Raw genomic sequence first — 26,833 nt, forward strand, 5'->3', positions numbered from 1 at the left:
CAACAATGAGTCAATGGCCGCCAGCGCCCTCGAACAGCGTGTTGCCGCCGTTCGCCGGTTCAACCGGCTATATGTCCGGCAGATCGGGCTTCTACGCGACGATTATCTTGACAGCGGTTTTTCCCTGGCCAAGGTTCGCGTGTTGTACGAGCTGGCTCAGCGGAAAGAAACGACCGCGAGCAATCTGGTGCGAGAGTTGGATATGGATGCCGGCTATGCGAGTCGGATTCTTGCTGGATTTCGCCGGCGGCGGTGGATCGAACGGCGGCGATCACTGGAAGACGGCCGCAGCCTAATTCTTTCACTGACACCGTCGGGGCGCAAAGCGTTTTCGCCACTTGACCGGCGATCGCACGACGCTGTGGCCGCCCTCCTGAAGCGGGTGTCCGCGACGAACCAGAGTCGACTGGTAGCGGCGATGCAGGTGATTGAGACGCTTCTTGGGGAACCCCGAAGAAGTGAGCCCACCGCGATTCGTATTCGCCAACCGCGACCGGGCGACATGGGCTGGGTGGTTCAGCGGCATGGCGAGTTGTATTTCCAGGAGGAAGGCTACAACGAAGAGTTCGAGGCGCTGGTGGCGGGCATTGTCGCGGAATTCATCCAGAAATTCGACGCCAAGCGCGACCGCTGTTGGATCGCCGAACGCGACGGCGTCAACGCCGGGTGCATCTTTCTGGTGAAGGGGGCGACGGCGACGGCCAAGCTGCGGTTGTTTCTGGTGGAGCCGACGGCGCGGGGGTTGGGCATCGGCGGGCGACTGGTCGACGAATGTGTGCGGTTCGCGCGGGCGGCTGGCTATCGGAAGATTGCCCTCTGGACGCAGAGCGATTTGTACGCCGCGCGGCGGATTTATGAGCGGGCGGGCTTTCACTGCGTCGGCTCGGAGCGGCATCACAGCTTCGGGCGGTCACTCGCGGCGGAGACATGGGAACTCAAGCTATAGGTTATCCTGTTTTTTTGCGGCCGACCGGGCACATCCGGTACTGGTACAGTTTGAAATCCTAGCCGCTCCGGGGCGTGTGGTATAATGGGGGCATGGCGAAGAAAAAGACCCGTCGCGATACGGCCCAGATCGCCCGCGAGAACCTCGAACACATCATCGGCGAGAAGCTGACGGGCGAGCCGTTAGACAAGCCGGAGCCGGACAAGCCTGATACGCGGAATCAGGCTGCGGTGGCGCTTAGCAAGCTGGGCGCGAGCAAGGGCGGCAAGGCGAGGGCGGAGAAGCTCACCGCGAAGAAACGCAAGGAAATTGCGAAAAAGGCCGCTGCCGCTAGGTGGAAACAGTAACCCCCATTCCATCATCGTCATCATCGGCGTCGTCGTATTCGTCCTCCTCATCGCCAGGATAAACCGTCGGATGTTCCATTTCGGCCAGGTCTTCGTCGAAATTGAAACTCATGTCGATATGTGCGCCGTACTTGTTATTATCGTTGAACGACGAGATGTCGGTGTTAAGTTGCGATACGTCGCCGAGCGCCATCCGCCTTCGCGCTTGTGCAGACTTGTGCATCTGTTGCTCGTCCGCGTTGATGATATCAAACCAAAGCCATCGATACTGGCCGCCTTGATCTATGAACGTGAAACAGTGCTTCTTGCGGACATCGCGCCCTTGGGGGTCAACGTAAAATTCTTGTCGAGCCGCGCGGGAGAGTTCGCGCGCGCAAAGTGTGGTCGGACTAATACGGGGCGGCTTCCATCTTCCATTCTTAATCCGCCAATCTGCGACTTTCATCATGTCAACAACTTCTTCGCCGGTTTCGGCCATGTAGTCGTTGATGTCCCGCTGGGCCTGCTCCAACTTGGCTGATGTCCTACGTTTCGCTGCCATACTAAAACCTCGCTATCCGATTGTATTTCCCCAGCCATCTACTACGGAAGTAGAAATAACGCGCTGGCGGATTTTTGCCAACATTTCACGGTTCGCGCTCCAGCGAATCTTTCGGCGATGCTGCAACTGGCCGACGACGATTCCAGGATGAACCTTGTTTCGGTGTGCAAATTGGATAATGCGCTCCTTGGAGTAAAAAGGGGCGATGCGCCGTATGAACGAGTCAATCGAGTCCGGGGGTATGAGCGAGGCGGCTGATTCGGAATCGGCCCGTTGCTCAAACGACGGCTTAGATTCTGTCGGTATGGCGTCCTCGCCGGTTAGGCGAGAATCAATCGAAAGACCGTCCTTGTGCCGAATGTGGGACCACTCGTGAAACAGGGTAAACCATAATGAATCGATGCGATCGCGCCGCAGGGAGAGAGCAATCACAGGCTTCTTGTCGTCCAACCAGAGTGCGGCTCCGTCGATTTTCGATTCACTTAGCGGCTCGATCACTACAAACCTTACCCCGAATGTAGCCAACAGCCGTGATATCTGAGCGGCTTCAGGTGCGTGGGCCAGTAATCCCTTTAGTTTTTCTTCGCACTCGTCAACACGACGATCATCAAAAGGGGGGGCAAGTAAATCAGCCGCCAGGTTCCGCGCTCGAAAACACCATGCACGTTGCTGCGACGACAGCGGCGATTCTTCGGCCGCCTGTCTTCGTGTTGCCACCGACAGGATTGGATCGTGTTCCAAAGACACGACGCGGAAAAACGCTTTCAATTCGGCCTCGACGCCAGCTAAATCCGCCGCTGGCTTTATCCATCCCCGGCGCACCATTTCTCTAACCGGCGCGATGTGATACAGGCGAGCGCGCCGCCTCGCTTCCTCCAATTCTTCTTCTGTTACTCGCGTCCCCGCATCTAGAACCAGCCAGTACCCGGCGCTGGTGTTGAACGCTGCCGAGAAGAGCGCGGCCATCTCAGGACTTACAGATCGTTTGCCTTGGATGATCTCATTCACTGCCGCCGTGGTCTTTCCGATCACTTGGGCAAGGTCGGCCTGTGTCCAGCCGCGACGGCCCAAGCAGTCTCTCAGGGCATCCCCTACGGTTCGATGTTCCGACTGGTTTTCGCTCATGGGGCTATTCTGGGCTTGCCAACCACGTTTTGTCAAGTTATCGTTTTACGAAATTCGATAATTTCACTTGACAATGCCTTGTCGAGCAAGTATATTTGTACAGTATGAACAAGCTACCTACAGCCAAGCGTGTCGCGGTCGTTTCGGCCCTGGTTGAGGGCATGAGCATCAATTCGATAGTCCGCATGACGGGCGTATCGAAGGTGACGATCCTCAAGCTCCTGAAAGACTTGGGCTGCGCGTGCGCCCGATACCACGATGACCACGTTCGCGGCCTCAAGCCCGCCCGTGTCCAGTGCGATGAGGTTTGGAGCTTCAATTTCTGCAAGGCTAAGAACGTCGCCAAAACGAAGCTACGCGATATCAGCTACGGCGACGTGTGGACGTGGACCGCTCTCGACAGCGATTCCAAGATGATCGTCACGTACTACGTCGGGCAGCGCAGCGCGGCCGATGCGGATATCTTCATGCTGGACCTTGCCAGCCGCGTGAACAGCCACACCCAGCTAACGACCGATGGCTTTCCGGCCTACCCCGAGGCGGTCAAAAACGCTTTCGGGTCGATGGTCGATTACGCGCAGCTAATCAAGGTGTACAAAGAGGATCGCTCGCGCGAAGCCCACTACAGCCCGGCCACGTGCATCGGATGCAAGCATGAAACCCTGATCGGCTACCCCGACCCGGCCCATATCTCGACCAGCCACGTTGAACGGTCGAACCTCACGATACGGATGTCGATGCGCCGGTTCACGCGGCTGACGAACGGTCACTCCAAGAAAATCGAAAACCACGGCCACTCTTTCAGCCTTTTCGTCATGCACTACAATTGGTGTCGCAAGCACATGACCCTCAAGGGTAAGACGCCCGCTCAGGCTTGCGGGCTGGCCGATAAGCCGTGGACGCTCGAACAATTGGTAGGGCTGATCTAGGAGGCGAAAATCAATGCAATCCCCTAATTGGAAAGTCGGAGATATGGCATGGTGCGATGATGATGATGGCCGCGACGAAGTAGTAATCGAAGGTGAGACGCCAGGCGGCTTTGAGTCAAACAAAGACGGCTGGGGCTCTAATCCATCGCCGTGTACATATTTGGTGAGGGTTGTCTATGGACCCCGAAAGAACGAGATTAAGACCGTTCAAAAAACACAGCTTTCACCTATTATTTGAAACTGTACCAGTACCGCACATCCCGCCAATTGATTTTTGGGCGCCTTTTCGGGCATACTAGGGGCGTCAAGTCCACCAGAAGGAGGCCTATCATGAGCGGGAGAACCCTCACCGGCATCGCCGTCGGGCTATTGGTCTTTGGTTTCGTCTTTTGGAATCGCATGCGCCAGCGGTCCGATGATTCGGCGAAGATTCGCGCCGAGGCCATGCAGATTCTGTCGACGATGGAAGGTTTCGACGACCACAAGGTGGCTTTGCTGCCGATGGCCGATCTGGCGCATACAGTGGCGTTCGACAAGGCCTACACCGGGGGCGGACGGCGCCGGGCCGCCGAATTTGACGAAGACCAATATCTTCAGGCCTTTTTTCGCTCGATGGTCAGCCAGGCGAACCAATACAATCGTCAGGACCTAAAGAAATCCCTGCTGGCTTTGCGCGCGGACATTGAGGAGGCGGGGGATGATTCGAAAGGAGGTGGTGATGGTGGGGGCGCGGTCGTCCGCGCATCCGGCACATTTGGGAAGCCGGAGCCGGTCACGGTCGAAATAATCGCGTCCATCCCGGATGAGAAACTGGAGGAGAGACTGCACACGCAGTGCCTCGCGCGGATCTTCGGCCCTGAGGGCGGCGAAAGCAAAGGGGCGTTTAAGAAGCTGCCCAAGGGGATGAAGATGATCTATTCCACTTTTACCGTGGAGGGCGAGGTCAACAATGGCGGTTACGACCAGTTCTTTTCCAACAACAACGGTTGGCTCGTACGAGACGCCGTTCGCGGATTCACGCTCATCAAGGCCAAGAAGCACGCGACCCTCACAAAGCGGGCCATTGCCGCGTTCGTGCGTGCCGAACCCGGACAGAAACAATTCAAGGCGGACAAGTCCGTCAAGAAGTACATGGAGACCTACCCCGACGTCGACCTGGGAAAGATCGACGACGAGTTCTTCAAGCTCAAAGAGAACGTGAGTGAACTTCGGATTAAGTACATCCGCGCCCATCCCGAGGAGTTCGCGATTCAATAAAGGAGGACAATCGCGAGATCGGCCCCGCGCATCTACCAGTTGATTTGGAAACTCGAAAGGGAGTTGATTCTCAGCGGCGACGTCGCCGCCGGATCGCAATCAGTCCGCCGAAGGCCAGCAGCATCGCGGTCGCAGGCTCGGGGACGATCTGGCCGCGGATCTCGCCGCCGGGGCGGAAGGTGGTATGCAGGTTTACGTACGTGTTGCCGTCGAGGACGTGCTGGGCGTTGACGGCCGAGAGAGTTCCGGCGCCCGTGATGTTGCCCGCGGTAACGCCGAAATCGAAAGTAAGGCCGACGATGACGCTGGCGGGCGAACCGATCGGGGCGGGGCCGTGGATGTGGGCGTTGTTGGTGGTTCCGATCAAACCCGAGAACGTGCAATTTACCGTGTAATCAAAACTCAAATCGTCCAGCGTCACATGGCAATTGCCTGTGCCGGGAGTGGCGACCGGGGGCGTCTCCTGGAATCCATCCATGACGAAGTCGTAGACGTGGATCGTGGCCATCGCCGGGCTGACTGACACCATCGCCGTCAATGCTGAAACCAAGAGTGCCGCTCTGAACATGGGAACACCTCTTTCCGCCTCGATCCCGAATTTCTTGCCGATGAGGGCAAGCTCGAACTCAAGGGCAATGGTAACCAAATCGGAGTGACCGGATCAAGGCCTGAGCGGCCGACGTGGTAAAAATACCAACCCGCTCAGCTGGTTTTGTTGCGATTGCGAGGCGCAATCACCCGGCGGGATGCCCGTTCTGTGCATTTTGGTACAATTCCGGATCGATGCTTGATTAGTGAAGCTTGAATTTGGATCACCACCGTCAGGAAAGAATCGGAGTGCATCATGACTGCCACCGCCAGCCGATCCGTCGAGACGCCCAGCGCGTTTGACTACTTCAACGTCCGCTCGCTCTTGTCCGAGGACGAGATCGCCATTCAGGAGGCGGTCGCGCGGTTGGTGGATGAGAAAGTCCTGCCGATCATCCCGAAGGCGTTTGAGGACCATCGCTTTCCGAAGGAGCTGGTTCCGGAGATCGCGGGGATGGGACTGCTCGGCTGCAACATTGAGGGATACGACTGCGCTGGGCTGAACAATGTCTGCTACGGGCTGGTGTGTCAGGAACTTGAACGCGGGGACAGCGGCGTGCGGAGCTTTGTGTCCGTGCAGGGCAGCCTGTGCATGTACCCAATCCTGACCTACGGGACGGAAGAGCAGCGGACGAAGTACCTGCCGCGGATGGCGAAGGGTGAGTGCATCGGTTGCTTCGGGCTGACCGAGCCAGACGGGGGGAGCGATCCCGGGACGATGAAGACGCACGCGGTCAAGAAGGGCGGGGATTGGGTGATCAATGGGGCGAAGATGTGGATCACGAACGGGACGATCGCGGACCTCGCCATCGTGTGGGCGAAGACCGAGCAGGGGATCATGGGCTTCATCGTGGAGAAGGGGACGCCGGGTTACACGGCGCGGGATATCCTGCGGAAGTTTTCGCTGCGGGCGAGTGTGACGAGCGAGTTGTTCCTGGACAACGTCCGCGTGCCGGAGAGCCAGCGGCTGCCGAACGTCGTGGGGCTCAAGGGGCCGCTGGGGTGTTTGACGCAGGCGCGGTACGGGATTGCGTGGGGGGCGATTGGCTCGGCCATTGCGTGCTTCAAGGAGGCGCTGGAGTTCGCGAAGATCCGCGTGGTCTTCGGCAAGCCGATCGCACATACGCAGACGATCCAGCGGCGGCTGGCGGATATGGCCCGGCGGATCACGACCGGGCAGTTGCTCGCGCTGCAGCTCGGGCGACTAAAAGACCAGGGGATGCTGCACCACAGCCACGTGAGCATGGCGAAGTGGAACAACGTGCGGATGGGGCTGGACATCGCCCGCGATGCGAGGGACATCCTCGGTGCGGGGGGGATTTCGATCGAGTGCTGCCCGATCCGGCACATGCTGAACCTCGAAAGCGTGATCACCTATGAGGGGACGGAGACGATCCACGAGTTGATCGTGGGGCGGGAGTTGACGGGGACGGCGGCATTTTGAGACGCGTGACCATGCATTTCATCACAGCGCACGGCCTTTTCTTCCTTTCGATGTTCATTGCCCATTCAGAGCCCCCGAGATCGGCTCAGTCTCAACCCACAGGGGCAGAAAATCCCGAGTTTAGGATAATGACAACGGGCTCTGCTGTGGTCGGCGTTCCGAAGAACTGGCGCAAGCTCGATATGAACATGCCACATATGCGCCTTTATTTCAATGGCGATGGGTGCTCCACGCCGATCGTTGACGAAACAGGATCGCCACTGCAGATCGGGATGACTGTTGAGGAGTTTACAACTGACAAGAACCTAGACAAATGGGTCGAAAGCCACATCAAAGACGCTAAGAACAACAAGCGGCTCAAGCTTATGAAAAAGAAAACCGTCGAGGATGTTGAACTCAGCGACGGTCAGCGCGCAAAGTTGCTGACCACCGAGTTCATAAAGGAGAAATATCGCCACAGCTTGCAGTTGAAATTGTTCGTGAAGACCGAGAAGTCAACAGGGTGGGTCGTGAGCGGGTTTATCGTGGGCGGGAAGGAAAGTAAGTTCCCCGAATCGGGAGGGCCATGGGCCAAGTGGCTAAGCGCACATTTGAAGTCGCTTTGCTTTGACGATAAGAAGTTCGACAGCGAGGCCCTCTCCAAGGCATACAAAGCAACCCGGGGCTGAGCGAGCCATATGGTGGCGTCAGGGACAGCGGCGTTCTAGACGGCAAGCGTTACCGATTAGGAAATTCGCGGAAGATAATAATTGAAGGCGAGGGCCCATTCGTGAAGAATGACCAATTCTATCATGCGCCGGAGCGTGTTCCCGGCGCGTCCAAAAGGAGCGACGACGATGATTTCACTCGGATACTTTACGCGATGTTTGTTTTCGGCGGATGAGGGCGCGCGGCGGGATGCGCGCGACGCTAAGCGCGACGCGAGCGTTCTGGAGGAGCGGCTGGATCGGCTGACGCTCATGTCGGCGGCGATGTGGTCGCTGCTGAGCGAGCGGCTCGGGGTCGTGGAAGATGAGTTGGTGAAGCGAGTGCAGGAGCTCGATCTGTCGGACGGAAAGCTCGACGGGAAGATCGGCCTCAACATCGGCGAGTGCCCCAAGTGCCGGCGTCAGCTTTCGAAGCGCCACCGGCGCTGTTTGTATTGCGGGCATGAGTTGCCGGCGTCGTTTTCAGTGTAAGTGGTCGTCGGCCGGGCTTCATCAGCGAACGACCCTGCGCCCCGGTTGAAACTACTCTTCGACCACCCTCGCCCATTCCACACGCGTCGGCGTCGGCGTAACACGCCAGGCCGAGGGCGGTTCGGACTCGTTACAGAAGGGGCAGGGGATGACGGCGGGGGCGCTGCCGCAGCGGGGGCATTGACCGTAGGGGGAGAGGGCGTCGAAGGCGCCGCCACAGCGGCAGCGCCAGATGGCGCCGGCGGGGGCGAATTCCCGACAGTGCGGGCAGCGGGCGTCGTCGCGGCGCGGAATCCGATACATGGCGGCGAGGGCACGGGCACTCTTCAGGCCGCCGAGACTTCGTGAGATGCCGAAGATCGCCAGGACGATCAGCCACATATCCCCTGAAGCGATGGCGAAGACGATCACGCCGGCGGCGCCGATGATGCCGACGACCGAGGCGACGGCGAGGCTTTTGGGCAGACCGATGAAGAACCACAGGATGGATTGGAGGATCTGGCCGCCGTCGAGGGGATAGATCGGGAGGAGGTTGAAGAGCAGGAGGAAGATATTGATGGCGGCGATGCTGACGAGGTAGTCGGAGAGGTCATTGGATATTCCCGGCAGGAGTCGCGGGGCGAGGGCGAGCGCGCCAAGGGTGATCGGGATCAGGGCGACGTTGACGAGCGGCCCGGCGGCGATGCTCCAGAGGACCGCGCCGGGTCGGCGCGGGGGATCGACGTAGGCGACGCCGCCGAGGGGCCAGAGGAGGATGCGGTCGGCGCGACCGCCGACGGAGCGGCAGGCGAGGGCGTGGCCGAATTCGTGGGTGAGGACGATGGCGAAGAGGGTGAGGTATTCGGCGACGTTCCAGAATTCGGATTCATAGACGCCGAGTCGGGCCTGAAAGGCGACGACGGCGATGAGGGCCCAGGTCCAGTGGAGGAAAACGTCGATGCCGGCGAAGCGGAAGAGTCGTATGGCGCCGGGGAAGCGGTTGGGGGGTGCAGGCATCGGCGGATTATATCGCTTCGGGGATGGCCGAAATGAAAAGCCCCCGGCAGGCTTGCCGGGGGCTTTAGTCATTTGAAGGCTATTTCAAGCTTGCGATGAGGATTACCCTCGTCCGGGGCCGCCGCCCGGTCCGCCGCCTCCGCCTCCGGGGCCCCAGCGGGGGGGCTCGATGCCGCGGGCCTGCATCTGCTTGCGCATGGCGTCGCGATAGGCCATGCGGCGGGCGCGGCTGTCGGGGCTGCGGGTCTCGGAATCAGATTTTCGTTCTTCGCGCGAGCGGTTTTCCCGATTCTTGCGCCGCTCTTCACGCTCTTTTTCGCGCTCCTTCTCAATCTCCTCGTCGGATTTGCCGGAGGACCTGGCCTTTTCCTGTTCCTCGCGCTCGCGGTCTTCGCGGGCCTTGCGCCATTTCTCCATCTCGTCAATGTGCCGGTTGATGATCGCCTCGCGATCCTCCGGCTTGGCGGCGTAATACTCGTTGACAGCTTCATCCATGCGCGACTCAAAGACCTCGCGCATATTCTGGCGGAGCTTTTCACGCTGCTCCTCCGTCAGGCTCTCATCGCGCATCTTTTCTATCAGCTTGTTGGGGTCTTCCCTGGCCTCGGCGAGCAAGAGCTGTGTTTCGCTGGGCGGCGGCTCGGACAAGACCGCGGTGAGGCCCCAGGCCCCCGCGCCGAGGGCGACGACCAGCACACCACTGATGAGCAGAAACTTCGAGTTGTTATTTGTCGTCACGTTAGCACTCCGGATGTCTGAACGGCGGGTAGAACCCGCCCTACCTAATCCTCAAAATCTCCCACATGGGTGTCGTTGTACACATATCGGCGGGCGCCGGGCTTGCCGCCGTCGCCGTGGAAGTTATTGAAATCGCGGAAGACCCAGTAGGTGTTTTCGAGACTCCGCCGGCCGGAGAATTCGGCGCGGCGGTCGAGGACAGCCTTGATCGTCAGGCCGTTCAGGCGGGTGCGGTATTCGTAGCTGGACCGCTCGGTCGAATAATAAGTGCGAAAGTCGGGCATCGTTGCGCCCTCTTCCTCGCGATGGACCGCACCCACATCCGCCGGGCACGCGAAGGCCTTCTTCTCTGCTCCCATGTGCGGGGCGAGGACGTCGGCAATGTAAATCGTCGCGCCCTCAATAGGTAAGGGACTGATCGAGGGCATGTACGTTGCATGGGGATAGAGGTCGGCGTTCGCATCGAGGTAGGAACGCATGGCCAGCATGAGCTGTCGCAGATTGTTGGAACACGCGGTCATGCGCCCCCGCGAACGGGCGGCGCTGAGGACCGGGATCAGGATGCCGATCAGGACGGCGATGATGCCGATGACGACGACCAGCTCGATGAGCGTGAAGCCGCGGCGATGGCGGGAGGCTGTGAAAATCGAGGCGGTGCGGGTCACGGTTTTGCCAACTTATGAAGGGGGCGAAACTCCCCAAGGACATCTTAGAGCATATAGTATAAACGATTGGTCCGGGGGGGCTATTCGCCCAATTCGTTTGGCCTGCAACTGTTTCGGAGATAAGAGGTTGGAGCTTTCACCCGCGGGTCCAGTTTTCCGGCTACTGCACGGGACCGAGGGCTCGCGCTTTCATTTCATCGGCCGACTGTAAAAGCGCCTGTTTCTCGACCGGCTGGGCGGGCTGAAGCACGAAGGTGTCCAGGGTGTGGTCGTCGTGGACGGTAAAGGGCATCAGGCATTCGGTGAAAATGTCGATGCCGGGCAGTTCGTACCACGGCGTCTTGATGTTGTGGTTAGTCTGGAGCGTCTGGTAGCCGGGCTTGCGGATGACGATGTCGTAATCTCCGTACCAGGTGAAGGGGACGCGGATGGGGGATTTGCCGACCTCTTCGTCGTTGAGCAGGACGGTCGCGCCCTCGGGTTCTGTATTGATAGAGACGGTGCGTTCGATGCAGCCGGTGGCGGCGAGGAATGAAAGGCAGGAGATCAAGGCAAGCCGGGCCATAGCGATAGCTTAATGATGGTTCGGCAAGGCGTCGAGGTAGGCCTGAAGGATTTTTTGGGCGGCGACGCGGTCGGAGACGCCCCGGTGTTTTCGTTTCCGCGGGTCGAGACCGACCTGTTGCATCGATTCATCCGCGGCGAAAGAGCTGAGGCGCTCGTCCTGAAGGTGGACGGGTTTGGCGGCGAGGCGGGCGAGGTCGGCGGCGAACTTGCGCGTCAGTTTGGTTTGAGCGCTCTCGCTCTCGTCCATGCTGATGGGCAGGCCGACGACGATGGAGGCGGCTTCTTCCTGTGCGGCCAGTTCGGCGACGGCGGCGGCGTCGTTGGCGGTGTCGCCGCGACCGGGAAGGGTCTTGAGCGGCGTGGCGATGCGGGTTTCGGCGTCGCCGATGGCGATGCCGATGCGTTTGGTGCCGTAGTCGATGCCGAGGATGCGGGGCATAGGAGGAATTACGAATGTCGAATAGCGAAAAGCGAAAGTAGACGGACTCCCCTGCCGCAGCTTCGGCGACATTCTCGCGTCATGAGTATTTTTCTCCGTGCCGCTGCTGCAGTTGGGCGACGAGATCCTTGATTCTTTCGATCTGGTCGCGGCGGCAGACGAGGGTGGCGTCGGGGCTGTGGACGATGACGAGGTCTTCGACGCCGACGGCGGCGATCAGGTGGTCGTCCTCGCTGACGAGGATGTTGCGGTGGGCGTCGAGCGTCGCGACTTGTGGCGCCGTTTGTGTATTGCCGGCGCGATCGGCGCCGATGGCGCCCCCAACGGCAGCCCAACTTCCCAGGTCGATCCACTCGAGGTCCATTTCCAGGACGAGGACGCGAGGGGCTTTTTCCATCACGGCGAAGTCGATGCTGATTTTCTGGAGCCGCGGGTAATCCTCCCTGGCGAGGCGAGGGCCGTCGGGCGTGGACCAGACCGCGGCCAATCGCTCGACGGCGTGCTGCGTCTCGGGCAAGTGCTTGCGGATCTCGTCCAGGATCGTCGCGGTCCGCCACACGAACATGCCGCTGTTCCAATAGTATTGGCCGGACGAGATGTAGCGCTGGGCCGTCGCGAGATCGGGCTTCTCCTTGAACGAGCGGACGGCGAAGAAACCGGGATGGATCATCTTGGCGCACTCAATGTAGCCGAGTCCGGTGTGGGCGGAGGAGGGCTTGATGCCGAAGGTGATCAGCGCGTCGGCCTCGCGCTGGGCGACGTCGAAACCGCGGCGGACCGTCTCGACGAACTTGTCCGTCGGGCGGATCAGGTGATCGGCGGTGAAGACGCCCATGAGCGTGTCGGGGTCTTGCTTGTGCAGGAGCGCGGCGGCGAGGGCGATGGCATTGGCGGTGTCGCGGCCTTCGGGTTCGCCGATGAGGTTTTCCGGAGGCAGATCGGGCAGGGCCGCGGCGATGGCAGGGATGTGATCGATGAGGGCGATGACGTAGATATCCTCAGCCGGTAGCAATTCGCGGAGTCGCGAGAAAGCGGCCTCCAGAAGGCTGCGACCGTCAAGGAGTCGGAGAAGCTGCTTGGGGCGGCGGCGGCGCGAGAGGGGCCAGAGTCGCGTCCCCGATCCACCGGCCATGATGACTGCACAACGTCGCATACTTACTCCGAATTACGGATCAAAAAATATCCACAGGATAGGTTGTCATCCAAATGTCGATTTGCCCGAAGCGGTTCTTAGCCCGTTCTTTGAATTCGCGGAAGAACGCAATACTTTCCGGAACGTCCGGCACGTCGACAAAAAGTCGGACGGACTCATCGCGATAAGATTGCCCCCCGTATCGCCAGAGGCCGCGGATGGTTTGGCTCTCACAAGAGACGGCGCCGAACCGATCCTGTATTTCCTCAAGAGATAGGGCGATCAAGTCATCCGGCACGGCGCTCCCATCATTGAACCGGAGCGGCAGCAGGATCTCGAACCGACGGAACGATTTGCTCATACGTCGCGGGTCCCTCCACGACAAACAACATTCCCTCGAGCGCCAACAGGGGGAGGGCGTCTTCGGGAACGACCATCCGGCCATCCGGCCAGCTTTTGAACGAGAACCGGCCGGGCAGCCAGCCAAGGGCTTTGCGCTGTTCCTCCCGGGAATTGAAGTGAATCTGGATCATGTAAACATTATAGCACAGTTTTTCGGAAGCCCTTCAAAGCGTGTCCAGAACTTCGTCCGGTCCCAAAACCTAGTCCATAATGTAGAGCGAGACGTGGTCGGCGGCAAAGGCGCGTTCGCCGAATTCGTCGAAGCGGATACGCACATAGGTGGAACGGCCGCGGGGCTCGATCCGCAGGACCTGGCCCTCGCCGTATTCCTCATGGCGGACGCGGAGGCCGGGGTAGAGACCAGAGGCGGCGGGGAGCGAGGCGTCGTCGTTGAAGCGGCCGAGATGACCGGTGCTGCGGTCGCGTTCGGGGGAAAAGGTCTGGCGTTCGATTTCGTCCTTTGGCAGTTCTCGGAGGAACGGCGAGGGGATCGTCCGCTCGGTGATGCCGCGGAACATGCGATAGCGGGCGTGGGTGAGCGTGAGCTTTTCTTGGGCGCGGGTCATGCCGACGAAACAGAGGCGGCGCTCTTCTTCCAGTTCGCGAAGGCTGCCCCTCACGGCGCGGCTGTGCGGCAGCAGCCCCTCTTCCAGGCCGACGATGTAAACGATGGGGAATTCCAGACCCTTGGCGGTGTGCAGTGTCATCAGCGTGACCGGGCCGCCGGCGAGGTCCACCGCGTCGAGGTCGGTCACGAGGCAGATTTGCTGGAGCCATTCTTCCAGGGAGCCCTCGGGATTGTCGGCGTCGTATTGATGGGCGGCGCTGGCGAGTTCGTAGACGTTGGCGAGGGGCTCGTTGTCGATTTCGCCGGCGGCGGCGAGCGACGATTCCAGGCCCGATTTTTTAAGCACGGCGTCGATGATCGGCTGCACGGGCCGCCGCGGCAGGGCGCGGAGTTCGGCGAGCAGCGCCACAAAGGCCGCCATCTTTTTTCCTGCCCGCCCGATTTGCGCGTCACTCTCGGCGGCCGCCAGGGCTACCGCCTGATCGAAACCGACTCCTTTTTGCCGGGCATAGGTCTTTACGCGATCGATCGTCGTTTTGCCGATTCCGCGAGCGGGCGTGTTGATGGCCCGCAGGATTGCGGCCTCATCCGCGGGGTTCACGATCGCGCGGAGGTAGGCGAGGACATCCTTAATTTCTTTGCGCTCGTAGAACTCCACGCCGCGGGCGACCTGGTAGGGGATCTTCGCGTGGCGGAGTTCGTCCTCCACGACGCGGGAGAGGGCGTTGACGCGATAGAAAATCGCGATGTCGCCGCCCTGGCCACGGGCGTCCAGATGGGCGCGGATATCTTCGGCGATCTTGGCGGCCTCCTGTTGCTCGTCTTCACAGGACCAGACGCGGACGGCCACGCCGTGCTCATCTTCGGTCCAGAGGTCCTTGTGTTTGCGCTCGGTATTCTCGGCGATGAGCCTGGAGGCGGCGGAGAGGATCGCACCCGTGCTGCGGAAATTCTGTTCGAGGCGGATGACCGCGGCGTCGGGGTAGTCGTCCTCGAAGTCGAGGATGTTGCGGATGTCGGCGCCGCGCCAGGCATAGATCGATTGGTCGGGATCGCCGGTCGCGCAGATGTTGCGATGGGTCGAGGCTAGCCGCGAGGCGATCAGGTATTGGGCGCGGTTCGTGTCCTGGTATTCGTCGATGAGCAGGTACTTGAAGCGGCGGGAGAGTTCCTCGCGTACCTCGGCGTTCTCGTCGAGCATGAGGGCGACGCGCATGAGCAGGTCGTCGAAGTCACAGCCGCCCTGCTCCGTGATGCGCTCCTGGTATTTGGCGTAGATACGGGCGAGGGTGCGAGTCGTGAAATCGCCCGCCTCGGCGGCAAAGAGGGCGGGCGTGAGCAGCTTGTTCTTGGCGGCGCTGATGGCCTGTTCGGCGGCGCGGGGGGGCCAGTTTTCGACACTCAGGTTGCAATCGGCGATGACGTCGCGGAGAAGGCTGCGGCGGTCGGATTCGTCGAAGATCGTGAAGTTATGGCTAATTCCCGCGGCGGAGGCGTAGTCGCGGAGCAGCCGGGCGCCGAGCGAGTGAAACGTGTGGACCCACATGCGACCCGGGACGCCGAGGGCGAAAATCCGCTCGCGCATCTCGCCGGCGGCCTTGTTGGTGAAGGTGATGGCCAGGACCTCATCGGGCCGGGCGGCGACGGCGGCGATATGGGCGGCGCGGCGGGTGATGACGCGGGTCTTGCCGGAGCCGGCCCCGGCAAGGACAAGGAGCGGTCCGTCGATATGGGCGACGGCCTGCCGCTGCGGGCCGGTGAGCGAATCCATCAGGGCGTCGGGGGACATCACAATAAGGTATAGATGATGAACGCGGCGGCGTCCATTTTGCCGAAGGCGACGATCCGATTATTATGGCCTGACGAAGGGACTAACAACGATGGGATCAAACGACGTGATTACAATTGTCTCCGGCCTGCCGAGGTCCGGGACGTCCATGATGATGAGTATGTTGGAGGCGGGGGGCCTAAGTGCGCTGACAGACGGCATCCGCACGGCCGACGAGGACAACCCCAAAGGCTACTACGAGTTCGAGCGGGTCAAGAAGATCAAGCAGGATACGGCCTGGCTGGCGGACGCCAAGGGCAAGGTCGTCAAGATGATCTCGCAGCTCCTGCTCGATCTGCCCGCGGCCTACCAGTACCGCATCATCTTCATGCGGCGGAATATCGACGAGGTGCTCGCCTCGCAGAAGCAGATGATGGTCCGCCGCGGCACGGTCAAGGAGGGCGGGCCGAGCGACAAGGAGATGGGCGACATGCTGCTCAAGCACGTCGACCACGTGATGCACTGGATGGACAAGCAGCCGAACATCAAGTACGTGACCGTCAGCTACAACGAAATGGTCAAGGACGCGAAGGACAGCATCGCGAAGATCAATCAGCTCCTAGGAGGGGCGCTGAATACCGCGGCGATGGCTGGCGTCGTGGACCAGGCGCTCTACCGGCAGCGGAAATAGGCGGCGCAAGAAGGAGGCCCGCATTTTCCTCCGCGGGCCTCGGCGTGCTGTCGGCGTCACCTACCGGGAATCTATTGGTCTATCATCAGCGGGGTGTTTCCGGTTGAGTGTTCCGCGGCCTCCAGGCGGCGCCTCCACGTTTCCGCCTTTTCGAGGCGTGATCCGATGAGCAGGTGGGCCGACTCCGCCTCCTCAACGCGGGATTCGATGACGGGATTGAAGAGGCGGGCCATCGTGGCCGACGGATTCGCCGCAGCCTCCATCGTCGTCTGGGAGTCGGTTCCCAGATAATCGCAGCCGGTCCCGGCGGTGAGCCCCAGTGCCACGAGGCACAGTGCCGACCAAGCCCGCAACCCGTTGTTGTTGTTCTTGTGCGTGTTCATGACTAACTCCTCGTTACCAGGCTCCAGTTTTGCAGGCGTCACAGGACGCCCGACACCCAGCAATTCGAAAATGCCGCAAAAGTCTGTCACGAATTCTTTGGATGGAACTTGGGTCATGGCTCGGCGCGGGGTGTGGGCGCTTTTAGAAGGATACGAGAGTACTGAAGCTGCCCGTGCGGCGGAATATCAGGCTATGTTGGAGGCAGCGCAGGCAGTGTGACCCAAGGGGTAATCAAGTAGTCCCTTCGTGGACCGCGTAGCGAAAAACGCGTTCACAACCCGACTGAGACTGCGCGGAACCATGTCAGCGCAGAAAAATAGGCCCGCGTGCATTACACTCGCAGGCCTCGGCGCGCTGTCGACGTCGCTTGTTCGGGCTTTCATCGAAGCAGGCTAATCCCTACTTGCTCCGCGGCTTCGGGGCGGGTTCTGCCGAGCGAGTCCGCCTTGTCGAGGCGGGATTCGGTGACCGGCAATTCGCACCATCCGAAACTCGCTCCAAGGGAGGGGCTGATGAAGCGGGCCATCGCGGCCGCAGGGCCCGTCGCCGCGTCCATGACGATATGGGTTGTCGATTCCCGCTGAAATTCCGGCGAGCGATCACAGCCGGTCCCAGCGGTCAGACTCAGAGCCGCGAGGCACAGTGTCCACTTCCTTTTGCCAATATTCATGTGCGAGTTCATGAGCTAGCTCCTTGTTACCAGGCTCCAGTTTTCTGGGCGTTGTTCGACACCCATCACTTGCCATTAGCCGGGGACGCCGAAATCTGTCACGGTTTTTTGCCAAAAAAGAAGGCCCTGGGCGGGCTTTTGCCGCTCAGGGCCCTGGATCGCGGGAGGGGATTGGGGGGGGCTACATCATGAACAACATCTCGCGGTACTTGGGGATGGGCCAGTACTGGTCATCGACGACCCATTCAAGCTGGTCGGCGACGGTGCGGACGTCGTTCATGGCCGGTTTGATCTGGTCGCGATAGACGATCGCGTGCTTGAGGATGTCGCCACCGCCGTGGTCGGCGCGACTGCGGACCTCGTCGAGGGTGTCGAGGGCGGTTTGCAGGCGGGCCGTAAGGCCGGCGACGTTCTTCAGGCTCTTTTCCGGCGCGGAGGCGTCGGCGGCGGTCGAGGCCTGCTTGGTCGCGATCAGGGCAGCCGCGATGTCGGATTGAAACCGAAGCGCGGCCGGGAGGATCAGCGTGCGGGCGATGTCGGCGGTGAGCTGCGCCTCGATGTTGATCGTCTTGATGTAGGCCTCCAGCGCGATCTTGTAGTTCGCCTCGCTCTCGGTCTGCGTGTAGACCTCGTGGCGTTGGAACATTTCCTTGATTTCCGGCTCGACCATCGCACCGAGCGCATTCACGCTCGACTTGATGTTGGGCAGACCGCGCTTGGCGGCCTCGGCCTCCCAGGCGGCGGAGTAGTTGTCGCCGTTGAAAAGGACGGCCTGATGTTTGGTCAGGTTGTCCTGGACGATCTTTTGCACGGCGGCTTCCAGCTTCGTGCCGCCGGCCAGCTCCTTTTCGATCTCGTCGGCCAGTCCCGCCAGGGAGTCGGCGACGATGAGGTTGAGCACCGTGTTGGGGAAGGCGATGGACTGCGAGGATCCGACCGCGCGGAACTCGAACTTGTTGCCCGTGAAGGCGAAGGGCGAGGTGCGGTTGCGATCGGAATCGTCGCGGGGGATGGGCGGCAGGCTGGAAATGCCGAGCTTGAGTGTCCCGCTGGTGCGGCCGGCCTCCGGCTTGCCGGCGATGAGACTATTGACGACCTCCGTAAGCCGGTCGCCGAGGTAGACGCTGATAATCGCCGGGGGGGCTTCATTCGCGCCGAGGCGATGGTCGTTGCCGGCGGTGGCGACGGACGAGCGCAGGAGCTTGGAATTGCGATGCACCGCCCGGATGACGGCCGTCAGGAAAGTCAGGAACTGGGCGTTCTCGTGCGGCGTGTGACCGGGATCGAGGAGGTTGTTGCCGGCGTCGTCGCACATGGACCAGTTGTTGTGCTTGCCGGAGCCGTTGACGCCGGCGAAGGGCTTTTCATGGAGCAGGCACTTGAAGCCGTGCTTCAGGGCCGTGTCCTTCATGATCTCCATGAGAACCATGTTGTGATCGGTGGCGATATTGATGTTCTCGAAGATCGGGGCGATTTCGAACTGGCCGGGGGCGACTTCGTTGTGACGCGTCTTGATGGGGATGCCCAGTTTGTAGGCCGTCCGTTCGACGTCCATCATGAAAGCCAGGACGCGTTCCTTGATCGAGCCGAAGTAGTGGTCCTCCATCTCCTGACCCTTGGGGGGCCGGGCGCCGAAAAGGGTCCGACCGCAGTTGATGAGGTCGGGGCGGAGGAAGTAGAAGCGGCGGTCGATCAGGAAGTACTCCTGCTCGGGGCCGACGGTGCAGGTGACGCTCTTGGCCGTCGTGTTGCCGAAGAGACGGAGCATTCGCAGGGCCTGCTTATTGATCGCGGCGTCGGAGCGAAGCAGCGGGGTTTTTCGATCCAGCGCGGTGCCATCCCAACTGGAGAAGGCGGTGGGGATGCAGAGCGTCTTGCCGTTGACGCTGTCCATCAGAAAAGCGGGGCTGGTCGGGTCCCATGCCGTGTAGCCGCGGGCCTCGAAGGTGGAGCGCACGCCGCCGGAGGGAAAGCTGCTCGCATCCGGCTCGCCCTTGATCAGCATCTTGCCCGAGAACTCCACCAGCGCCTGACCGTCGCCGGTCGGCGTGAGGAAGGTGTCGTGCTTCTCGGCGGTGTTGCCGGTGAGCGGCAGGAACCAGTGGCAGTAGTGGGTCGCTCCGCGTTCGATGGCCCAGTCCTTCATCGCGTTGGCGACGAGATCGGCGATATTGGGGTCCATTGGTTGACCTTCACGGATGGTCTTCATGAGGACCTGGTAGGCGTCTTTGGTCAGCGTCGCGCGCATGACGGACAGGCTGAAAACGTTCTTGCCAAAGATTTCGCGGACGGGCTGGGCGTCAGCCTGGATGGTTTGAGCAGGCAGGCGTTGAGCGGAGATTTCCCGGATTGCGGAGTAGCGTCGGTTTTTGGTTTCCATGGTTCGTCCTCTGAGCAGTTAAGGCAAAGCGATCAGTCATTGAAATACAGGCAAAGGCCTGACTCGAAATCGCAAATAGTAACGGATCGGGGCAAAAAGCGATCTTGGCCCCGAAGGGCGGAAAACGGACATTGTAAGTGGAGAAAAGAAGTTGCGTCACCCGTGGCGGGGACGCTGGAAGCGCTGCTGCCGGAGTGCGAAGGCCGAGTTATCGAAACGCCTGTGGGACATTTGCAACACCAAATCTCATGATAGCTCGAATCCCTCCATTCGGCAATCGCGCTATTGGTTCGGGAACTCGCCCGGGCTGGCGCCGATTTCGATGATGCTGCAGGCGAGGATTGGTTCCAGGCCGAGTTTCCTGGCTTCCGCCACGAGTTCTTCGCTTTCGGCGCCGGGGTTGACGAAGAATTCCGCGGGTTTGGCTCCGGCAATGGCGGGCAAGGCCTGAATGCCGAGGTGGGGAGGAAGGTAGAGCGTAACGCGGTCAATCCTGCCAGGAACTTGATCGACGGAGGCGCACGCCGCAAGCCCTTCAATTTCGCCACCCTTTGGATTGATGGGATAGACCTCCCAGCCCTGGCGCAGGTAGGCGCGGACAGCCTTGTTGCTGTACTTGGAACGGTCAGCGGAAGCGCCGATGACGGCGACGGATTTTTTGGCCATGTCGTTTCCTCCGGTGGATAATAGTGAAGCCCCGGCCGGGCGAATGGCGCGACCGGGGCTCCAACGGATTTTACCCTTTCGATTCGCCCGGAGCGAATCAGAACGGATCGACGACCTTCACTCGAACGGCGAGGGAGTAGGCCCGGCTGCCGGCGCATCCGGCCGCGTCCGTCGCCATCACAGTGAAGTTGTATGTTCCGGCAGTCGTCGTCGTTCCCGAAAGAACGCCACCAGCCGAAAGCGTCACGCCCGGAGGCAGCGTGCCGGCCGCCAACCCAAACGTGTATGGGCTTACTCCTCCGCCGGCGATAATGGTCTTTGTGTAGGTCCGGTCCACAAACGTACTTGCCAGCGAAGTCGGCGACAGCGAAATCGTGGCGCAGACGACGGTCAGCGAGTAAGCGAGCTGGCCCGTGCAATTGTTCGCGTCGGTCGCCGTGATCGTGAAGTTCGCGGGTCCGATCGGGCCGGTCGGAGTGCCGGAGAGCAGGCCGCCGGAGGAAAGGACCAGGCCCGCCGGAAGGCTGCCGGCTGTGACGGCGAACGTGTACGGCCCGGTACCGCCAGACGCGGATATCGCCTGTCCATAAGGCTGTCCCGCCGTTGCATTGGGCAGCGAGGCAGGGTTGACGGATATCGCCGGACACTGCGGGATGCCCCAGATCTGCACGTCGTCGATGTTCCAGCCGGGATAGGTTACTGAAGCGTTGGTCGTTCCCATGCCCCAGCGGATATAGACCGTTGCTTGCCCATCGGCGACCGCTCCGATGTTGTAGGTTTGCGCCGACCAGCCGTTTTCACTGATGGCGGTGCTGGTGTGATTCCAAACGGTGGTCCAACTCGTGCCATTGTTGGAGACTTGAATGTTGGCGTGATCGAGCGTGCCGCTTTCGATTCCAAGCCGTCGGCGGAAGCGAAGCTGAGCGCTCGTGATGTTCTGGCAGTTGAACGCCGTCGTCGTCAGGTACTGGGTGGAGGCCAGATTGTTGGCATAATCACCGGCGAGGTTGTAGCCGTAGACGTTGGCCCCCGTAAAACCCGAGGAAGGATCAAAGCTGTGACTGCCGCCCCCGAGGGGTGGACCGAAGGCCCACTGCCCCTGGACCGTCCAGCCCGGGTTGGTCGTGAGCGGAACGCTGTGGATCACTTCGCGTTCGGGACAGGCGTCGCCGGCGGACACGATCTTGAGCGCCCAGCTATTCACTGAACCGACGTCCACGTTGGCCTGATCGGAGACGGTCAGCGTCCAGCCGCCATTGACTCGCGTGCCGTTGAAGTTGGCGAGCGTGCCGGGGCCGTCCGGCGGATCGACGCCGGTGTCGTCGTACGTCGTCACGATATTGTCTGCACCCGAGCCCGTTCGGTTGTGCAGCGTCACAGTGGTCCCCTCGGGTGACGTGAGGGTGATCAGGAGGTCGCCAATAAAAGTATGTGTGACGTTCAACTCGACATTAACGTCACCGATGCAGTACGTGTCCGGAACGGTGATCGTGCTGGTGATGGTGTTGTTGTCAGTGATGCTTTGGGGGAGATCGGTCGCGGCATACGTGAAGCGGCCCACTTCCAGTGAAACGGGCCGGCTCGTGTTGCCCGAGCCGCCATTCAAGTTGGTGAAGGTCACGGTCCCGTTGTAGAGCCCGGCGCCGAGCGCGTTAGCGGCGGCCGAATAGCCAATGGTGATGGCGGTATTGGCTCCGCTTCCGTTCAAGTTGACGTTTACCGGTCCGGACCCGCCATTGATGGAAATCCACGGCTGATTCGCGGAAATCTGGATGTCCACCGCCGTCGGCTGCGTGCTGGTCAGCGTGTAGGCCTGTGTGGCTGAGAACGGACCGCCGACCGGTCCGCCGGAAACGAGGCCGTTGGCAGGCGTTGTCGTGAATCCGGTCTGTCCGACCTCGACCGTGTGCAGGCGCGGAAGGGTGCGGCTGTTTGTAGTATCGGTGAAATCAATGGTTTCATTGTAGACGCCGGTGCCGAGCGAATTGATCGCCGCGCCCAGGCTGGCGGTGACGTTTGCCGTGCCCCCGTTGGCGGCCAGTGTGCCGTTGAGCGGAGCGGTACCGCCGTCGATCAGGATCCCGAAATTGGCGGTCAGCGAGACGGTGTAGTTGATCGAATTGGGCGAGGCATTGAACAGTGTGTAGACTACGCTGGGGTTGGTAAAGGGCCCGCCGATCACGCCGACATGCGTCGTCGGTCCCGCGGGACTGACGCTCATGCCTCCGCCGGCCAGCGTGTCGACAAAGAGCGCCCCCGTGTTGCCCGGATCGAGCCAATTACTCAGCCGAGTGGCGTTGGTGCCGCCGCCCGTCCAGGATCGCCAGATGCGGCCATAACAGTCCGACAGATTGTCGCCGGTCTGTCCGCAGGCCGAAGGGCCGCCGTGGAGCTGGCCGATGACGCGATGAAACTCGTCGTACAAAGGGGAACCGGAGGAGCCGGGTTCGGTCACGCCGAGAGACCAGTAGACGCTGATGTGCGTGCCGTCGCCGGGGCCGGGGAATGCCGAACAGCCCCAACTGGAGCTGTGTGACGGCCGGGTCGGTCGAACCGCAATGTCATAAAGCGAGATTCGCTTTTCGTCGGTACTCGGGTGGTGAATGCAGGCGCCGCTGGGGGGGAAACGATCCTCGCGGCTCCAGCCGTTGAACGAGACGTTAAAGTCCGGGTCGGGGTCTTCGTCGAGTTCAACAAGGGTGAAGTCCGACGTGGAGAACGTGGCCCGGAAGAACGAGCCGGTCGTGAACTCGGTGAGGGTGCCGTCGCCGACGCCGCCTCCGCCCGGGATGCCACGGCAGACGGAGTTTTCATAATTCCAAAAAACGACGAGCGAGGCGGCGTTGCCGGAGTTGATGCCGCAGTGATTGGCGGTCAGAAAGTACGGCGTCGTATCCTGGGCCGTGTTGTTGAGCATGGAGCCGGTGCAGAACGTACTCCCGCCGGTGGAGATGACGCCGACGGCATGGACTTCATTCTGCCAGGCATCGGCCGTCGAGCAGGCGACGTCTACGTTGCACGAGCCGGAACGAGGGGCCGGTTCCGCGCCGGCGACCATGTCTCCGAAGCGGCGGTAACCGATGTTGATCGAGCCCAGTTCGAGGTCAAGGAGATGAATCGAACCGGCCGGGATCGTCAGTTCGATCGTAACACTGTCGGACGCGATGGGCGGCGTCCAGAGTTCTCCGTGAGGCGCATTGTCCCGCGCCGTAAAAGGACGAATGCGCCGGGTTCCGTCGGTCGACTGGACGACCAGGGTGCCGTTGTCGGGCATGACGTAGCGAGTAAAGCCGAGGTTAATGGAGATTGCGCCGGGGGACACCACTTCGAATGTCCAGCGCTGCATGCCCGCTCCGATGTCGTGCCATTGGCCGTGAGTCAGCGGGCCGACGGTCACACGATGGGGAATGGCATAACGTGGAGGAAGATCCAGTGCCGGTCGGGCCTCGTCTTCCGCAAGAAGCGAAGCGACGTCCAGCGCAGCAATTTCGACGCGCGCGGTGGCGGGGGCCACCTCCAGGGTAAATTCGCCGGCGGACATATTGCCCGGCAACAATGTCGCATCCTTGATCGATTCCGGCGGTTGACCGGCATTCAGCGATGCGTTTCCCAGGAAAAAAGCAGCGATGAATGTCGCCGCGAGAGCGAAGAATCGTGTGCGTGCCATGCCAGTCAGCTCCTGCTAATAAACGGGCAACAACCGGTCCACGGGGGTATGCGCGCTGGAATCAGAAGCGCCTCTCCGAGGGAGGACAGAAGGGCGGCTCGCTTACAATGACGGGTCCAGATTCCCCTCTTCGCCAAGGGCCATCTTAACGAGTTGCCAGGGCGAATCCAAGGCCCGGCGGTCAACGTTACGGGAATCGCTGTCGAGGTATGTTTTCGCAGGGCGTCTGAGTAAGCCCAAGGCATTATGATGCAACCCAGCAGAGAGGATCCCGTCATGAAACTCTTTCAAGGCAAGCGAATGCTGATATTTGTCGGGGATGACTACGAAGACCTGGAGCTTTGGTATCCGAAGCTTCGGCTGGAGGAGGCCGGGGCCGTGACGACGCTCGCGGGCCAGGAGGCGGAGCACGTCTATCGCGGAAAGAACGGTTATCCATGCAAGAGCGATGTCGCCATCGCGGAGGTCCGTTCGAGTGATTTCGACGGCGTCGTTCTCGTCGGCGGGTGGATGCCGGACAAACTTCGGCGCGACGAAAAAGTGCTCGCCTTGATCCGTGAATTCAACGAAGCAGGCAAGCTTATCGCGGCGATTTGTCATGGGCCGTGGATGAGCATCTCGGCGGGCGTCTGCAAAGGTGTGCGGATGACGAGTACGCCGGGCATCAAGGATGATCTAACGAACGCGGGCGCCATCTGGTCCGACGAGCCGGTCGTCGTCGATCGGCACCACATTACGAGCCGCCGACCGGCGGACTTGCCGGTGTTTATGGAGCGCGTGGTGGCGTTCCTTGCCGATGCCCACTGATTCATGCGGCGATCGATTGTGCCCGTGTGAGTTGGATCGCCCTTCTTAAAAACAAACCCAATTCCGTCGTTCTAATGGGGGCCCGCCTTGCGCGCAGATTAATTCTCAGACAGCCTCGGTCATCGGGAATTTCCGGCAATAGTATTGGTTGTAGTCCTCTGCGGCCGTAAGAGGAAATCCGGGCGGCGAACGGCTTAAGGCAATCGGGGGACACTGGCCGCCACACCGAGATTTTTTTGTGGCAGAAAGGTTGGAAGAACATGTTTGGAAGAGCATTCGGAGTGACAGCCGTGGCGGCGTTTTCGTTGGCTTTCCTGTCACCGGCCGCGCGCGCCGGAGACGATCCGGAGCCGGCGTGCAATGACGCCGACATCGAAGATTTGGAGACCACGATCCAATGCAACGGCGGACAGTGGAACCTGTCCGGGGAATACGATGTCGAGATCGAGGACCCCAGCGGCACCCAGTATGACCTCGTGTTGACGCTCAGGGATTGCAACCATATCCCCGCGGACGGCTGCGGACACCTGACCACCTTCACGGTCCCGCTGGACACGCCCAGTCCACTCGATGCGGACGATAACGACGAGATTGAATTCGAAGGGACCTTCTGTCAGGCGCTGGAAGGCGACATGTCGATCTACTGCGATCGCCTGCGGGTGACCGCGGAAGTCGTGGAGCGCTGCGATCGCGTCGTGCTCGATGTAGAAGAGGACAAAGTCCGCGCACTGGACAAAGGGACCTGCTCCGAGCCGCAGGTGGCCCTGGTGAGCGCCTGCGATCCCTGTGAGAGGACCGAGACGCTGGTCAGCCGGACCTCGCTTTGTGATCCCTGCGGGGACGCGCGAGTAACGACGGTTCGCTATGAAGACAGCGGTTATCGCCGCGTATACGTCGACGACGACGATGACGAGGTTGAGATCGAAGTTGACGACGACGGCGAAGTCGAGATCGATGACTAGCCGATGGCGAATTCGTCGGACGAGTCAGTTTGTTCGGGATTGAACCGGTCCGGCGGTGCTCAACCGAGCGCCGCCGGGCCGTACTTTTGGCCCAGGACGGGATAGCAGCTCGGCCCCACCTTTCGGCGATTCCCACGAAGACCAGCACGATTCTGCCCGCCGATGGCCCCGCCCTATAATTTATTTATTTGGCCTTTGTGGCCGTGGGCCCGTGACTGGGGGCGAGCGGCGAGACGGCTCTTGTGTTTCGAGGTCACGGGCTGGCCACGGCTCGGAAAAAATGTGGCAGAAAGGCGGGAGAACCATGTTTAGGAAAAACATCGGTTTAGCACTGTTGACCGCATCGGCGCTTCTATTCTTGGGTGCGGGTGCGCGCGCAGGCGACGATCCGGAGCCGGCGTGCAACGATGCCGACGTCGAAGGTCTCGAGACGACGATCCAATGCAACGGGGCGAACTGGACCCTGGCGGGAACCTACGACGTGGAAATCGAGGATCCCGCGAGCGATTCGCAATTCGATCTCGTCTTGACGTTGAGAGATTGCAACTGTATCCCCTCGGACAAATGCGGCCAACTGGCCACATTCACGATCCCCCTTGACTGCCCGTCGCCCCTCGACGCGGATGACAACGATGAGATCGAGTTCGAAGGCAGCTTTTCCCAGTGTGTCTCCGGCGACCTCGTGATCAACTGCAAAAGGCTTCGGGTCCTGGCGGAAGTCGTCGAGCGCTGCGAGCGCACCATCCTTGACAAGGAAGAGGACAAGGTCGCCGTTCTCAAACCAGGGACCTGTTCGGAGCCCCAGGTGGCCTGCGCCGAACCCTGCGATCCCTGCGCGACAAGCACAGCGGTGGCCCTCGTGAGCGAGACCTCGCCCTGTGATCCTTGCGCGTATACGCGAGCGGTTCGCTAGAACGGCGCCAAATATCGCCCCGTGTATCTTTGCGATGCCGGTGGCGATGGCAAATCGACGATG

The 26,833-nt window shown here is 60.9% G+C and carries 28 protein-coding genes; 11 read left to right on the plus strand and 17 right to left on the minus strand.

The window, feature by feature from the left end:
- Positions 1-13: 13 nt before the first annotated feature.
- Both VJZ71_10120 and VJZ71_10125 read left to right on the plus strand, forming a co-directional pair.
- Complete coding sequence (locus tag VJZ71_10120; protein ID HKQ48413.1) at positions 14-946, plus strand: helix-turn-helix domain-containing GNAT family N-acetyltransferase; 933 nt, start codon at positions 14-16, stop codon at positions 944-946.
- Positions 947-1,038: 92 nt separating this feature from the next.
- Positions 1,039-1,293: a histone H1 gene (locus VJZ71_10125; protein HKQ48414.1), complete on the plus strand. Its 255-nt coding sequence runs from the start codon at positions 1,039-1,041 to the stop codon at positions 1,291-1,293.
- On the opposite strand, the gene VJZ71_10130 is transcribed toward VJZ71_10125, so the two are convergent.
- Positions 1,277-1,834 carry a hypothetical protein gene (locus tag VJZ71_10130; protein ID HKQ48415.1) on the minus strand — a complete coding sequence of 186 codons (558 nt, stop codon included), beginning with the start codon at positions 1,832-1,834 and terminating at the stop codon, positions 1,277-1,279. The two genes, VJZ71_10125 and VJZ71_10130, sit on opposite strands and share 17 nt — an antisense overlap.
- A gap of 12 nt (positions 1,835-1,846) precedes the next feature.
- A complete protein-coding gene (locus tag VJZ71_10135; protein HKQ48416.1) occupies positions 1,847-2,959 on the minus strand; it encodes a helix-turn-helix domain-containing protein in 1,113 nt (370 codons plus the stop codon).
- Between the two features lie 104 nt (positions 2,960-3,063).
- Between VJZ71_10135 and VJZ71_10140 the strand changes: the two genes are divergently transcribed.
- Complete coding sequence (locus VJZ71_10140) at positions 3,064-3,888, plus strand: IS1 family transposase (GenBank protein HKQ48417.1); 825 nt, start codon at positions 3,064-3,066, stop codon at positions 3,886-3,888.
- Positions 3,889-4,218: 330 nt separating this feature from the next.
- The gene (locus VJZ71_10145) at positions 4,219-5,145 is read left to right on the plus strand and encodes a DUF4375 domain-containing protein (protein HKQ48418.1); all 927 of its coding nucleotides are present in this window, start codon (positions 4,219-4,221) and stop codon (positions 5,143-5,145) included.
- A 70-nt stretch (positions 5,146-5,215) separates the two neighbouring features.
- Here VJZ71_10145 and VJZ71_10150 read toward each other — a convergent pair whose 3' ends face one another.
- Entirely contained in the window at positions 5,216-5,713 is a 498-nt protein-coding gene (locus VJZ71_10150) for a CHRD domain-containing protein (protein ID HKQ48419.1), read from the minus strand.
- A gap of 276 nt (positions 5,714-5,989) precedes the next feature.
- Between VJZ71_10150 and VJZ71_10155 the strand changes: the two genes are divergently transcribed.
- The 3 genes from VJZ71_10155 (at position 5,990) to VJZ71_10165 (ending at position 8,355) form a co-directional block, all read left to right on the plus strand.
- Positions 5,990-7,177, plus strand: coding sequence for an acyl-CoA dehydrogenase family protein (locus tag VJZ71_10155; GenBank protein HKQ48420.1), 1,188 nt, complete (start codon positions 5,990-5,992; stop codon positions 7,175-7,177).
- 11 nt (positions 7,178-7,188) lie between these two features.
- Positions 7,189-7,845, plus strand: a complete 657-nt coding sequence (locus tag VJZ71_10160; protein ID HKQ48421.1) for a hypothetical protein — start codon at positions 7,189-7,191, stop codon at positions 7,843-7,845.
- A gap of 168 nt (positions 7,846-8,013) precedes the next feature.
- Entirely contained in the window at positions 8,014-8,355 is a 342-nt protein-coding gene (locus VJZ71_10165; GenBank protein ID HKQ48422.1) for a hypothetical protein, read from the plus strand.
- Between the two features lie 51 nt (positions 8,356-8,406).
- Here the strand turns inward: VJZ71_10165 and VJZ71_10170 are convergent, their stop codons facing one another.
- From VJZ71_10170 to VJZ71_10210, 9 genes are all read right to left on the minus strand, one after another.
- Positions 8,407-9,351, minus strand: a complete 945-nt coding sequence (locus tag VJZ71_10170) for a site-2 protease family protein (GenBank protein ID HKQ48423.1) — start codon at positions 9,349-9,351, stop codon at positions 8,407-8,409.
- 102 nt (positions 9,352-9,453) lie between these two features.
- Positions 9,454-10,089 (minus strand): hypothetical protein, encoded by a 636-nt coding sequence (locus tag VJZ71_10175; GenBank protein HKQ48424.1) that lies wholly within the window; start codon positions 10,087-10,089, stop codon positions 9,454-9,456.
- A gap of 44 nt (positions 10,090-10,133) precedes the next feature.
- Positions 10,134-10,754 (minus strand): type II secretion system protein, encoded by a 621-nt coding sequence (locus VJZ71_10180; GenBank protein ID HKQ48425.1) that lies wholly within the window; start codon positions 10,752-10,754, stop codon positions 10,134-10,136.
- A 160-nt stretch (positions 10,755-10,914) separates the two neighbouring features.
- On the minus strand, positions 10,915-11,319 hold the full coding sequence (locus tag VJZ71_10185; protein HKQ48426.1) for a PEGA domain-containing protein: 405 nt from the start codon (positions 11,317-11,319) through the stop codon (positions 10,915-10,917).
- Positions 11,320-11,328: 9 nt separating this feature from the next.
- A complete protein-coding gene (gene ruvX / locus VJZ71_10190; protein HKQ48427.1) occupies positions 11,329-11,760 on the minus strand; it encodes a Holliday junction resolvase RuvX in 432 nt (143 codons plus the stop codon).
- Positions 11,761-11,839: 79 nt separating this feature from the next.
- A complete protein-coding gene (locus VJZ71_10195; protein ID HKQ48428.1) occupies positions 11,840-12,913 on the minus strand; it encodes a mannose-1-phosphate guanylyltransferase in 1,074 nt (357 codons plus the stop codon).
- 19 nt (positions 12,914-12,932) lie between these two features.
- Positions 12,933-13,190, minus strand: a complete 258-nt coding sequence (locus VJZ71_10200) for a hypothetical protein (protein HKQ48429.1) — start codon at positions 13,188-13,190, stop codon at positions 12,933-12,935.
- Positions 13,191-13,200: 10 nt separating this feature from the next.
- The gene (locus VJZ71_10205; GenBank protein ID HKQ48430.1) at positions 13,201-13,425 is read right to left on the minus strand and encodes a hypothetical protein; all 225 of its coding nucleotides are present in this window, start codon (positions 13,423-13,425) and stop codon (positions 13,201-13,203) included.
- Between the two features lie 69 nt (positions 13,426-13,494).
- Entirely contained in the window at positions 13,495-15,651 is a 2,157-nt protein-coding gene (locus VJZ71_10210) for a UvrD-helicase domain-containing protein (protein HKQ48431.1), read from the minus strand.
- Positions 15,652-15,757: 106 nt separating this feature from the next.
- Here VJZ71_10210 and VJZ71_10215 point away from each other — a divergent pair, with 106 nt between their 5' ends.
- Complete coding sequence (locus VJZ71_10215; protein HKQ48432.1) at positions 15,758-16,321, plus strand: sulfotransferase; 564 nt, start codon at positions 15,758-15,760, stop codon at positions 16,319-16,321.
- A 71-nt stretch (positions 16,322-16,392) separates the two neighbouring features.
- Here VJZ71_10215 and VJZ71_10220 read toward each other — a convergent pair whose 3' ends face one another.
- The 5 genes from VJZ71_10220 to VJZ71_10240 form a co-directional block, all read right to left on the minus strand.
- Complete coding sequence (locus VJZ71_10220) at positions 16,393-16,704, minus strand: hypothetical protein (GenBank protein ID HKQ48433.1); 312 nt, start codon at positions 16,702-16,704, stop codon at positions 16,393-16,395.
- A gap of 380 nt (positions 16,705-17,084) precedes the next feature.
- Positions 17,085-17,387 (minus strand): hypothetical protein, encoded by a 303-nt coding sequence (locus VJZ71_10225; GenBank protein ID HKQ48434.1) that lies wholly within the window; start codon positions 17,385-17,387, stop codon positions 17,085-17,087.
- A 169-nt stretch (positions 17,388-17,556) separates the two neighbouring features.
- A complete protein-coding gene (locus VJZ71_10230) occupies positions 17,557-19,755 on the minus strand; it encodes a glutamine synthetase III (protein ID HKQ48435.1) in 2,199 nt (732 codons plus the stop codon).
- A gap of 282 nt (positions 19,756-20,037) precedes the next feature.
- A complete protein-coding gene (locus VJZ71_10235; protein ID HKQ48436.1) occupies positions 20,038-20,421 on the minus strand; it encodes a CoA-binding protein in 384 nt (127 codons plus the stop codon).
- Positions 20,422-20,518: 97 nt separating this feature from the next.
- Positions 20,519-24,088, minus strand: a complete 3,570-nt coding sequence (locus VJZ71_10240; GenBank protein HKQ48437.1) for a putative Ig domain-containing protein — start codon at positions 24,086-24,088, stop codon at positions 20,519-20,521.
- 276 nt (positions 24,089-24,364) lie between these two features.
- On the opposite strand from VJZ71_10240, the gene VJZ71_10245 reads away from it, so the two are divergent.
- From VJZ71_10245 to VJZ71_10255, 3 genes are all read left to right on the plus strand, one after another.
- A complete protein-coding gene (locus VJZ71_10245; GenBank protein HKQ48438.1) occupies positions 24,365-24,895 on the plus strand; it encodes a type 1 glutamine amidotransferase domain-containing protein in 531 nt (176 codons plus the stop codon).
- 260 nt (positions 24,896-25,155) lie between these two features.
- Positions 25,156-25,857 carry a hypothetical protein gene (locus VJZ71_10250; GenBank protein ID HKQ48439.1) on the plus strand — a complete coding sequence of 234 codons (702 nt, stop codon included), beginning with the start codon at positions 25,156-25,158 and terminating at the stop codon, positions 25,855-25,857.
- Between the two features lie 304 nt (positions 25,858-26,161).
- Positions 26,162-26,770, plus strand: a complete 609-nt coding sequence (locus tag VJZ71_10255; protein ID HKQ48440.1) for a hypothetical protein — start codon at positions 26,162-26,164, stop codon at positions 26,768-26,770.
- Positions 26,771-26,833: the final 63 nt, after the last annotated feature.

The sequence above is a fragment of the Phycisphaerae bacterium genome (assembly GCA_035275405.1).
GTDB lineage: Bacteria > Planctomycetota > Phycisphaerae > UBA1845 > UTPLA1 > DATEMU01.